This window comes from Lutibacter flavus (assembly GCF_900188355.1).
Classification (GTDB): domain Bacteria; phylum Bacteroidota; class Bacteroidia; order Flavobacteriales; family Flavobacteriaceae; genus Lutibacter; species Lutibacter flavus.
In genome coordinates this window covers 134,470-146,765 of the sequence record NZ_FZNX01000001.1, presented here as the reverse complement: position 1 = coordinate 146,765, position 12,296 = coordinate 134,470, and the positions used below count along the sequence as shown (strand labels likewise).

The 12,296-nt window shown below is 31.5% G+C and carries 7 protein-coding genes; all 7 read right to left on the bottom strand.

Translation table 11 applies throughout. The features are described from left to right. A partial coding sequence (locus CHB63_RS17070) for a hypothetical protein (RefSeq protein WP_217898389.1) occupies positions 1-609 on the bottom strand: 609 nt, incomplete at its 3' end. A 181-nt stretch (positions 610-790) separates the two neighbouring features. Next, on the bottom strand, positions 791-2,350 hold the full coding sequence (locus CHB63_RS00670; protein ID WP_089376513.1) for a DUF5123 domain-containing protein: 1,560 nt from the start codon (positions 2,348-2,350) through the stop codon (positions 791-793). 29 nt (positions 2,351-2,379) lie between these two features. After that, on the bottom strand, positions 2,380-4,167 hold the full coding sequence (locus CHB63_RS00665) for a RagB/SusD family nutrient uptake outer membrane protein (RefSeq protein ID WP_089376512.1): 1,788 nt from the start codon (positions 4,165-4,167) through the stop codon (positions 2,380-2,382). Between the two features lie 19 nt (positions 4,168-4,186). After that, positions 4,187-7,408 (bottom strand): SusC/RagA family TonB-linked outer membrane protein, encoded by a 3,222-nt coding sequence (locus CHB63_RS00660; protein ID WP_089376511.1) that lies wholly within the window; start codon positions 7,406-7,408, stop codon positions 4,187-4,189. Between the two features lie 28 nt (positions 7,409-7,436). Further along, a complete protein-coding gene (locus tag CHB63_RS00655) occupies positions 7,437-8,855 on the bottom strand; it encodes a glycoside hydrolase family 28 protein (protein ID WP_089376510.1) in 1,419 nt (472 codons plus the stop codon). 430 nt (positions 8,856-9,285) lie between these two features. Next, a complete protein-coding gene (locus CHB63_RS00650; protein ID WP_089376509.1) occupies positions 9,286-10,518 on the bottom strand; it encodes a glycoside hydrolase family 88/105 protein in 1,233 nt (410 codons plus the stop codon). Positions 10,519-10,660: 142 nt separating this feature from the next. Further along, entirely contained in the window at positions 10,661-12,289 is a 1,629-nt protein-coding gene (locus CHB63_RS00645; protein ID WP_089376508.1) for a RagB/SusD family nutrient uptake outer membrane protein, read from the bottom strand. Between the last annotated feature and the right edge of the window lie 7 nt (positions 12,290-12,296).

Genomic DNA, 12,296 nt, shown 5'->3' with positions numbered 1-12,296 from the left:
AAAAGTAGCTGGTATTTTTTCGCCTTCAGTTCCTGCTGTAACTCCAGGATACCAAGCATTGATAACATCTTCAGTTAATCTATTGTTGTATTTGGCATCATCCAATTGTGTTGCTCCAAAATCCCAAACATCTGCTAATCCGTTTGGCATTTCTGTTGTGATTACTTGAATTGAAGGTAAATATGTATCGCTTCCTCCACTTTCTGTTAAAGCAGTAATAAAATTTAAAGTAGCTGCTCCGCCAGAATAAACAAACTCATAAGTATCTACTTTGTCATTTTCAACTTGTGTAAATAACACGCCTAAATCTCCAGATGTAACAGCGGTCCCAACCATATTAAGGCTCGAATATTGAGAACCTAAAAAGCTAATAGTACAACTACCATCTACGGAAATATTTATTTCTTGATCTACTTTTAAATCAAGTCCATAAGAAGTTCCGTGATACACATAGTCACCACCTAAAGTTAGTTTACCATCAGTACTTTGTTTATTAGTAATAATAGTTCCATCGGTAAAGTCATACGTTACCGTAGATGCATTTTGCCCAAAGGATTGCAAGACCCCAAGTAAGAGCGAAAAAGTTAATAAAAGTAGTTTTTTCATCATGTTACGAGTTTTATATTTAATTTTTTTTGAGTTTATCTAAAAATTTATATTAAGTATTACAGTTCCTATTAATTTTTAATTGAAACCAACTAAAATGTGAATTAATTTAAAATACAATTTTGAGAAGTATTCAAAAAAGCGAATACCTCTCAAAATTGTTATAACCTATATTTAAGATTATCTAATTTCTCCATCTTGGATCTCCAACTTGATTATCTATTAATATTTGATTTGAAATTGTAAAATCACCAGAAGCAGCATCTGTAAATCCAGGGTCTAACTCAGTATGGGTTCCTGACCCATCATATATTGTTTGAGAAGAATTAAAAAATCCAGGTGCATTAAAATAATTATTATTATCAAATGTAGGATTTGGATCCGTTCTACTTTGATCAGAATATCCTTCAGATAAAGTCTCAGCAATCAATGTGTTTTTAACAGTTATTGTGTTTGCTTGAAATCTCACATATAAAACTCTTCTACTAGAACTATTAGAACAAGCGTATAAAGTACAACTATCTACTAATACATTACAAGTTAGACCTGTTTGTGTTGAAGCTCCTGCATCATCAAGTCGGAAAAAGTCTCGTTCTGGAGCACAATTATTAAATGTACTTGTATTTACATTTACATTAAGCACATCAGAATTTCTAAAATCGATAAAATCACCACCACTTGTAAGAATATTGGTTACAATACAATTTTCAACTGTTAAAGACTGAAGTATTGAACCAGTAGTGGAACCTCTAACAAAAGAACGATTATAATCATGAATATTACATCCGCTAATTAATATTGAATTGAAGTTACCTACATCCGAGTAACTTACAACATCTTGCAATTCTGATGCTACATCTCCTGTTAAATCTAAATCTATCAATTGTACATCATCTGCACCTGAAGCAATTGAAAAACCAACTTTTAAAAGAGGTTTGAAATCAGCTTTTAACCCCTGAATAGTAATTGATTTATCTAAAGTAATTGTTCCAATTTGCGATGTATAATCTCCTTCTTCTAATAATAAAATATCTCCAGGTGCTGCATCAGCAATCATTTGAAATAAATCATCATCTACGGTAACTAAAGTATTATCACCAATATCAATTCCTGTTTCAAATGTAGAAGAACCTCTTGTTTTAGTACCATTTAATAATAAGGCTGAATAAGCTGTTGCACCAGTTAATCCAGTTATAACTGCAACTCCATCAATTAATTCTTGCGATGTTATATCATGTATAATATCGCCTGGACTTAACGCGATTTGAGTCACATTACTATTAGGTCTCCATCTTAACGTGGCTTGAGTTGCCTCAATATCACCTGGTTCAGAAGCTAACATAATTTGCTCTGTTAACGTTGTCGCCTCGGTTATTGCCCATTTCGAATCTTCTAATCCTCTAGAACTAACAGCTTTTATTCTAATAGAATAAATAGTTTCACCTTCCAATTCTATTTTAACTGGTAAATCATTGGTAGTAACTTCAACTGACTTAAAAATATTAGTAAACTCTGTATCATCTGCACTAAACTCTACTACATAATTGTCCACTTTTTCACGAACGGTCCAATTCAATTCAACCATTGTTTGATTTCTAACTCTTGCTGTTACTGCCACAGGAGTAAATTCTCTATCTATTGTCAACTCTTCAATCAACTCATCTGTAGATGAACTACAACCAGCAATTGTAATTGTTAGAAATAGAAAGTATAGTAATTTATTTAATATATTTTTTGTTTTCATAATAACGTATTTCTTAATTTTTTAAACTCTTAGTAGCCATAATCATTAACCAATTTGCCATTACTCCCATCAATAAATACTTGCCAAATTGGCCAGAATTGTCTATTATCAGGATCTACACCAACTTTGTATAATGAATTTATCATGTTGTCTTCTAATGAATTCCATCCAAATGCCGAGTATTCTGCTCCTGGATTACCAAGTTCCCCTCTATTAAGTCCATAAACATCAAGTGTTTCTCCATCTTCTTTATACTTATAATACAAAGTTGTAGCTACATCTGAATATTCACCTGTACGGTTTTTGAAATCAGACATTTTCGTTTTAGCTTCAGCCAAATTTTCACCTAATAAATTCCAACGAATAAGCGCTTGCTTACGCTCCATTTCGCCAGTAAATTCATATTTATGCTCATTTACAATTGCATTAAACATATCCTCTTTACTTGACAATGCATTTACATAATCATTTACTTTTACAGCTTGATCATTAGAACTAAATGCTCTACTACGTATTTGTTTTAAGTATGGAGCTGCTGCAGCTGCACCTTCTAATTCATTAGCAGTCTCTGCAGCCATCAAAAGGACTTCGGCATAACGCATATAAATTTTATTAACACCATCATCATTACTTGATGTTACATAACGATTCATCCACTCATATCTGTACTTACCAAAATACCAAGTATCAGAACCAACTAGCTCTTGTTGAGAAATTCCATCAACAGCAGTTCCCCATTGGTAAGGAACACAAGTAATATCTCTTCGGATATCAGATTCATCATAATCATAAAAAACAGTAGGAAGCGGTCCCGCTATTCCTCCTCTAGGCTGCCCTGTATATTGATCAGCAGTTCTATGGCGTATTGCAAAGGAGAATAAAACTCTTCCACGACCTTCACCAAAAGGGATTTCCCAAAGAGATTCACCTCCAGCATTAACGTTTTCCGTATTTAATTTTCTCCAAAGACCTTCAAAAGTAGGTTCTAATTGTGCCGAACCGTTATTAATTATTTCTCTACATTCATCTAATGCAATTTTATACATTTTATCAACAGAAAGCTCAGGATCATTACTTCTTCTAACACCGTCAGGGTATTGTTGATAACCACTTGCTGCTAAAGCCAATTTAGCTCTTAATCCTTTTACAAAAGCTTTGTTAATTCTTTCAACACTAGTGGTAGCTTCAATTTCATTAGGCCATGCAACTAATGTAGCTGCCTCTTCTAAATCTGATATAACATGTTTATAAATTACATCACGACTTGATTTTGGTATAAATATAGAATCAGAAGTTATTGGTGTAAAACGTGCTGGCACATCTCCCCAAGCCTTCACTAAATCAGCATAATAAATGGATCTTAAAGCTATAGCTTCTCCCAATAATTGTCCCATTTCATTTCCTGGTTCAGGATTACCGTATGCTCGTATTCCTTTAATACAAATATTAGCACGTTCTATTCCTGAAAACATCATAGCCCAAGCATTATTATCTCTATCCATATAAGTATTCGTTGGTTTAGCATCATAAACACAAAGATCACCAACAGCATCCCCTACTTTATCTGAATTATAATTCCATTCTGTATCTGTATTAAACCCATAAAAAGGTATGTAACGCCCTCTATAAGAGTTTGTTTGCCCCATACGTTCTTTAATTCCATCAACAACTCCTTCAGTTAACCCAGGTGTAGAAAAAATTATTGATTCTTCTAAAGTTGATTTAGCTGGAGCATCTAAGAAATCTTCGCCAATATCTTGACAGGAAGTAAAAAACCCCGCCATTATTATTCCTAATATTATTATTTTATATTTCATCTTCTAAAGAATTTTTTAATTAAAAATTAAGGTTTAAACCAAAAACTATTTGTCTGCTACGTGGAAATGGCGAATAATCAACACCAGGTGTTAACGGAGTCTTTCTTCTTGTTGAAACCTCAGGGTCAAGACCTGAATAGTTTGTTATAATAAATACATTATTTCCTGTAACATAAAATCTTAGCTTTGAAACACCAAGCTTAGAAATTACAGCTTCTGGAGCAGTATATCCTAAAGTAAGTGTATTCAATCTTAAAAAAGAACCGTCTTCAACAGCCCAATCACTAAAAACATAACGAGACATATATGGAGACCACATTGTTGTACTAGCATTTAATGCTTCTAATTGATTTGGATCTGATACTAATTGACCTGATGCCGGATCTAAATTTGTCCATCTATTTCCATCAGCCATAATTGTACTTAGATTTCTATACTGTCCATTTTGATTAGATGTAGTAAACTCAATTTTATTGGCATTGTAAACATCATTTCCAACGCTCCAGTTAAAAGCTGCAGAAAGATCAAAACCTTTTGCATATGCATTAATTACTAAACCACCTGAATGGTCTGGATTTGCATTACCTATAATTGTATTATCATCTATAGTTACATCACCATCACCATTAATGTCCTTTAATTTCATAGTTCCTGGCATAACATCCCCTAACCAAGAATTTTTTACAACTCCTGATTTCAATGTATATTCTCCTGAACTTACGTCATAATCAAAATCTGATACTTCGTAACGGCCATCACTCTTAAAACCATACATTACACCAACAGATTGTCCAACATTTGTAAGGTAATCAGTTCCAATTTGTGAAGAAGCCCAACCTGTTGTTGTTGGCACCCCCAAATCATCTAATACACCAAGTGAATTTATTTTATTTTTATTCACCCCTATATTTAGAGAAATATTTAAACCATAATCTTCTTTTTCTATGGCAGCAATATTTATAGAAGCTTCAACACCTGTATTTTGATTTTCACCCATATTTCTATACTGAGATGCATAACCACTTCCTGGTAATAAGGTATTAAGCAACAGATCTTGAGTTAAATTCTTATATGCTTCTACAGAACCACTTACAACCCCATTAAATAAACCAAAATCAATACCAACATTTTGGGTAATTGTAGTCTCCCATTTTAAATCAGGGTTTGCTAATACGCTAGATACAGCCCAATATTTTGTTACATTATTTATGTAGGTAGTATTAGAAGATGAAAAAGTTGGTACTTGTTGTCCAGATGGAATATTATTATTCCCAGCTTGTCCATAACTAAATCTAAGTTTAAGCGAATTAACCCAATCTACATCTTTTAAGAAGTCTTCTTCTTTCAATTTCCAAGCAACGGCCGCAGATGGAAAATAACCCCACTGATTATCACCTAAAAATTTGCTTGAACCATCTGCACGAAAAGTACCTGTAATAAGATAACGATCTTTATAAGCATAATTTAAACGTCCAAAAAAGGATAATAATTTATCATCTGGGCTATACGCATTATTAACTGATTGTGGTGTCCCTTGTGTAGTAAGGTTTTTTGCAGTTTGAATATCGAAAAAACTTGGAAACCCTTGAATTTCACTAGTTACTCTATTATTGTGAGTAATTATCATTTCTTCCCCTAAAAGAAGCTTTAAACTATGATCTTCTCCTAATTTATCTCCAAAGTCATAGTTAACAGTATTCGCATTTCTAAATCGCTCTCTTTTTTGATCATTAAATACTAAAGATGGCAACCCTTGATTATCTGCTAAAGGTTTGTTTCTTGAATAATATGTAGAACTACCATAAAAACGGTAATCTAAATAATTATAATTATCCATCCCTAAATCAACTTTTAATTTAAGATTTTCAATTAGTTCCCAAGAAAAACTTCCCAGCATATTTAAGTTTTTCTTAAATTTTTGACGCTGATTATCAGCTACAGCAACAAAAGGGTTTACCAAATAACTTGAAAGTGCTTCATCAGTGTCATCAGTTGTTAAACCAGGTAATGGAATTGGTGAATACCCTACACTATGTCTAAGACGTGCATCTGCAGAAGATACTTCATCTTGTTCATTAGCTCCTCCACCATTAATTTCAGTAGCGGAATAACGAATTGTAAATGATAAATCAATTTTATCACTCGTTTTATTTTTTAATGATAAAGACAAGTTATTTCTTTCAAAATCTGACCCTATCATTGTAGTTTTTTCATCGTAGTGCGCAAAGTTAAAATTGAAATTAACTTTTTCTGAACCTCCACGAACTCCTAAATCTTGGCTATTTACTTCACCCAATCCACCATAAACCTGTTCTTGCCAATTATTACCTTTCATTCCAATATATTGGTCATAATCTTGATACTGACCAAAATATTTTTCATAAGACTCTAAATTATCATCTAGTAATGCATATTCATATTGCCATTTTACAAAATCTTCAGGACTTTGAACGTCAATTTTTTTAGCAATAGTTTTCATACCATAAAAAGTATTAAAACCAACATCTATTTTACCATCTTTACCTTTTTTTGTTGTTACAATAACAACTCCATTTGCCCCCCTTGAACCGTAAATAGCTGTAGATGATGCATCCTTTAAAATTGTAATACTCGCAACATCAGAAGAAGAAACATCACTCATACTGTTTACAGGAAATCCATCAACAATAATTAGTGGAGAACTATCTTGAGTTAAAGAAGTACCTCCCCTAATTCTAATGCTAATTTCTGCATCAGGAGATCCTTCTGTAGATGTAACCTGAACACCCGCCATACGTCCTGTTAAAGCTTCAGCCACATTTGAAATTGGTTGATTTTTCAAATCATCACCAGAAACAGAAACAATCGAACCTGTTAAATCTGATTTACGAGACGTTCCATATCCAATAACTATAACTTCATCAAGCGACTCAAGATTAGCTTTAAGCACAACTTGAATTGTAGTTTTACCTGAAACATTAATTTCTTGAGTTTCAAAACCCAAATAACTAATTACTAAAATGGCATTTGATTTCGAAACTTTAATAGTGAAATTCCCATCGAAATCTGTTGAAGCCCCATTATTTGTCCCTTTTTCTAAAATATTCACTCCAGGCAACGGTCCGCCGGATGCCTCAGAAATAACTCCACTTATAGTAGATCCTCCTTGGGCATATATTGCATTCCCCAAGAACAAGGTCATAAAAACTAAAAATGTAAAACTACATTTTAATAATTTTTTTAATAAAAGTTTGATATTCATAATTTGGTTCTATTTGGTTATTGTTTATTTAATTAATGTTTTTCATTAGTTCTCCATTTATATATGTATCTATAAAATTTAAATTATTCACATTTTCTAGTGAATATGGTTTGTCAACTTTTTCTATAACCACATTTTTTAAAGTAACATTTTGAATTGGTAATTCTTTATAGCCTTTAGCCAAAACCCCATACTTCCCGCCATTTTTAACCGTAATATTTTCTAAGCTAATATTTCTAACTTCAGGAATAAAGTCTCCTTCTTGCTTACCATAAATACCATAAAACATATTAATTTTTAGAACTGCTTCCTTCACCTGACCAACTTCAATATTTCTAACAAAAATATTTTCAACAAGGCCACCTCTTTTTGAATTTGATTTAATTCTAATAGCTCTATCAAGATTTGGGCTATCCATTACGCAATTTTCAACAAAAACATTACTTACTCCCGCAGAAATCTCACTTCCCATAACTACACCACCATGGCCATCAATCATTTTGCAATTTTGAACTACAATATTTTCACTTTTTATTGCAACTCTTCTACCATCACCATTTCTGCCAGATTTTATAGCAATACAATCATCACCTGTATTAAAGGTGCAGTTTTTAATAATTACATTTTTTGAATATTCTGGATCGCAACCATCATTATTTGGACCATGACTTTCTACTGTAACACCATCAACAATTACATTTGTACATTTTATAGGATGCATTACCCAAAAAGGAGCATTAATTATCTTTACACCTTCTATCATAACATTTGTACATTCAAATGGCTGAAAAAAACTTGGGCGTAAAAAGTGATTTTCACCAAAAACACGTTCATTAACTGGTGTATTATTTTCACCCATCTCCATTAATACCGGAAGATTTAAACTATCCTTTTGCTGACCCATTCCTGGCTTCCAACCGTAAGAATCTTTTCCACACCATGACCACCAGAATTCGTTACTCGCTTGGCCGTTTAAAATTCCTTTACCAGTAACCGCTATATTTTTTTTATTGTATGCATAAATTAATGGTGAATAATTCATTAATTCAGTTCCCTCGTAGGAAGTATGTACTAACGGATAATAATCCTCTGGATTTGTACTAAATAAAACCTCAGAACCTTCTTCTAAATGCAGATTCACATTATTTTCTAAATGTATTGGACCTGTCAAATATTTTCCTTCTGGAATTAATACAATTCCTCCACCGCTATTTGTACATTCATTAATTACTTTTTTAAAAACCTCTGTATTGCTAAAAACACCATCTCCAATACCTCCATAATCCAATACATTAAATGTTTTATTTGGAAAAGTTGGTACTGCAATGCTATCTATAATTTGTTGCATTTTCTCCCAATGATCAATAGAAACAATCTTTTTATTTTCTTCTTTGCAGGAAATCAACAATGTAATCATCACTAATCCCAATATTATTTTTTTGCACATACAGAATAAATTTTAACTATACTTTAATCAATTACTTTAATGTAATCGATTACACAAATCTAAAAAAAGACAATTAGAAAACCAAATTATTTGATAATAAATGTTACAATAACTCTTTAATTATTTTATTAAAAAATTTTTCTTTTTTTCTTTTTTTAAAATAAGGTAGATTTATCTACTTTAAGTTCTGTATTTTTATGAGTTCTATAGGTAATCCCTTAATTATTAATGAATAGAATTTAATTTAAAAAAATATTAAATTTATAAACCGTGCGATTTAATTCTGAAATTAAATCACAAAATATCCTTTAAATATTTTTATTAAAAGAACTTTTAATAAAATTAACTTTAATAATTTCGTTTAGGCATATTGAAAAATTATTTACTAAAAAAGCGATAAATTAAACCTTTAATATATCGCTTTTTAAAATTATTTATCTAGTTCTAGAGCTGCTAAAATAAAAGGCCCTAAACCATGTGAATTATCAATTTTAATTTTTTCACCAATATAATATTCAAATGAGCCATCTCTATATGGGTTTCCTCCAAGTCCAGCGCTACCGCATACTTGAGTTATATGTATTTCCCCATCTTCATCCACTTTAATTAGTTGGGTAATTAAACCATTAAAAGCTCTTCTAGCAACATCTTTAAAACTTGAAGATAAATACCCTTTATTTACACCTTTTGCATAAGCATAAGCAAACATTGAAGTTCCTGATGCTTCTAAATAGTTACCTTCTTTTCCTCCCATATTTGTCACTTGATACCATAAACCTGTTTCTTCATCTTGAAATTTTTCCAATGCTATAGCTAATTGATTTAAATATCCTACTAATTTTTCATGCCCCGAATGTGATTTCGGTAGATAGTCTAAAACATCTACAATAGCCATCGCGTACCATCCCATTGATCTAGACCAAAAATTGGGAGAACAACCTGTTTCTTTATTTGCCCATTCCATTTTTTTACTTTCATCCCAAGCATGAAATAATAATCCTGTTTGAGGATCAAAAGTATGTTTTTGTATGAGTTCAAATTGCTTAATAATATCATCAAAAAATTTTCCGTTTTCAAACTCAGCAGAATATTGTGCATAAAATGGAGTTCCCATATATAAACCATCTAACCACATTTGATTCGGATAAATATTTTTATGCCAAAAACCATCAGATTCTGTTCTAGATTGACCCTCTAACTGTTTTCTTAATGTTTTAAGAGCCGCTAAATACCTTTCGTCTTTTGTTTTTTCTAGTAAATCGAATAAAATTTTCCCAGCATTAATCATATCTATATTATACTTTTCTATATCATAATTCAATATAGATCCATTACTATCAATTACAGTTTTAGCATAATTTTCAACATAATCAAAGTATTTTTGATTTTGAGTTTTATCATAAAGTTTTTCAAAAGAAAGGGACAATAATCCAAGTTTATAATCCCATTTAGGATTTTTATTATCATCTACTTGCCAAAGTTTTGGATGTCTTTTTATAATGGACAAAGCCATTCTTTCTGACCATTTTAAAGTATCTGAAATGGTTAATTCTATTTTAGAGTTTTCTTCTGATTTTATTTTATTTTCTTGTTTGCCATTACAAGAAATTGTTAAATAAATAACTATTAAAAAAAGAGTATTTGTTTTTTTTAGCAGGTTCATCTTTTAAATTTAAAGTTATAAAATGTCAATTATTTTAAATAAAAGTAGCCTGATGATTTCATCAGGCTACTAAACAATTAATCCAAATATATTTAAACAAAAAATAGTAAAATTTGTTTAATATGTATACAATAATCTTTATTTAATTATAAGCCGGATTTTGAGCAAAATCTTTATTTTGATTTAAATCTAAAGCCGATTGTGGAATTGGTCGTAAAATTTTAAGTTCACCATTAGCCCCATTAAAGTTACTTTCTTCAATTAAGTAATTATGCAAAGAAGCTCTTTCCACTAATTTTTCAGTTCGTTTTAAATCAAACCATCTGTGATATTCACCAAATAATTCACGAGCTCTTTCATCTAAAACATAATCTATATCAAACTCTCCTATAGTCGCTGGTTCGGCACCCGCTCTTTCTCTAACTGCATTTAATCTATCCAAACCAGTAGCAGGATTCGTATTTAAATATGCTTCTGCAGCAATTAAATAAGTTTCACCTAAACGAGACAAAATTATATCTCTTGTCCCAACTCTATTACTACCATTTGCAAATGGTGCTTTTGGGTCATCAAATTTCTTAGCTGGTATCGTTTGGTAATCACTACTTACAACACTAGCAGCATAAGTTCCCCAAAGATGAATTTGAGCTTCAGGATGTGCAATTGCATATGCATCAACCTCAGCTTGTGTCGCCCATTTCGGAGTATAATAATGTCTAATTTCTAATCCACTTTTGTCATCAACTCTAAACTCATCATAGTATTTCATATATACCTCAGTCATAAAAGTCGCATTATATCTTTCATCATCAGAAGAAAACAAATCTAATGCAAAGTCTGTAGCAAGTAATGTATAACTTCTCCAAGGTGCATTAACAATTCCATTTTCAACATTTTCAGAACCACCTAAATAAGGTCCGAACCAATTCCCTTGTTTATGCCCTAAATTTTCTGGATCTGAACTAATTGATGATTCAGAAAATTGTACTGAAAATAATGTTTCAGTATTCATTTCATTACCTGGAAACCATAATTCATCAAAAGGAATTGTTAAAGCTTCTCCAGCAATTGCATCATCTGCATAAGATGCAGCAGTTGCAAAATCACTAGTATCAGCAAAGCTTTCATAAGCTCTTGTTAAATATACTTTAGCTAATAAATGCTGAACAGCTCTTTTGTTAACACGGCCATTATATGATGACGTACTAACAGCGTTTAAAGCAGCCTCTAAATCTGAAATAATCAAATTATAAACTTCTTCTGCTGAATCTCTATCAAATGATAATTGTGGGTAATCAACATACTCTGTAACAATACCTACACCTCCATAAGTTTGAACCAATAGAAAATAAGCATTTGCTCTTAAATATTTAACTTCTCCAATTAAAGTATTTAAATCATTTGTTTGCTCCGTAATATCAGAATAAAATAAAGCTGTATTAGCAGCTCTAACAGCTTTATAACAAGATATATATAATTGATCTACATCTGTTGATGAAGAGTTTAATTGTGTGTACTCAGATAATCCATCAGGTTCAGAACCTCTACCAGATCCTACAGCATATAAATCTGTACCAGCACAAAACACATAAGCGTCATCTCCATATATTTCTCTCAATTGAGAATAATTTGCATTTACTAAAAGATTGAACCCTGCGGCTGTTTTATAAGTAGACTCAGCATCAGCACTTGCTAGATTATCCTCTTCAATAAAGTCTGAACATGAACTAAATGTTAATGCCAGAATTCCTAAAATTATTAATTTTTTCATGTCTATT

Excerpts from the sequence above, each read along its gene's own strand:
- CHB63_RS00670 (WP_089376513.1), bottom strand. The coding sequence starts at position 2,350 with ATGAAAACAAAAAATATATTAAATAAATTACTATACTTTCTATTTCTA.
- CHB63_RS00665 (WP_089376512.1), bottom strand. The coding sequence starts at position 4,167 with ATGAAATATAAAATAATAATATTAGGAATAATAATGGCGGGGTTTTTT.
- CHB63_RS00660 (WP_089376511.1), bottom strand. The coding sequence starts at position 7,408 with ATGAATATCAAACTTTTATTAAAAAAATTATTAAAATGTAGTTTTACA.
- CHB63_RS00655 (WP_089376510.1), bottom strand. The coding sequence starts at position 8,855 with ATGTGCAAAAAAATAATATTGGGATTAGTGATGATTACATTGTTGATT.
- CHB63_RS00650 (WP_089376509.1), bottom strand. The coding sequence starts at position 10,518 with ATGAACCTGCTAAAAAAAACAAATACTCTTTTTTTAATAGTTATTTAT.
- CHB63_RS00645 (WP_089376508.1), bottom strand. The coding sequence starts at position 12,289 with ATGAAAAAATTAATAATTTTAGGAATTCTGGCATTAACATTTAGTTCA.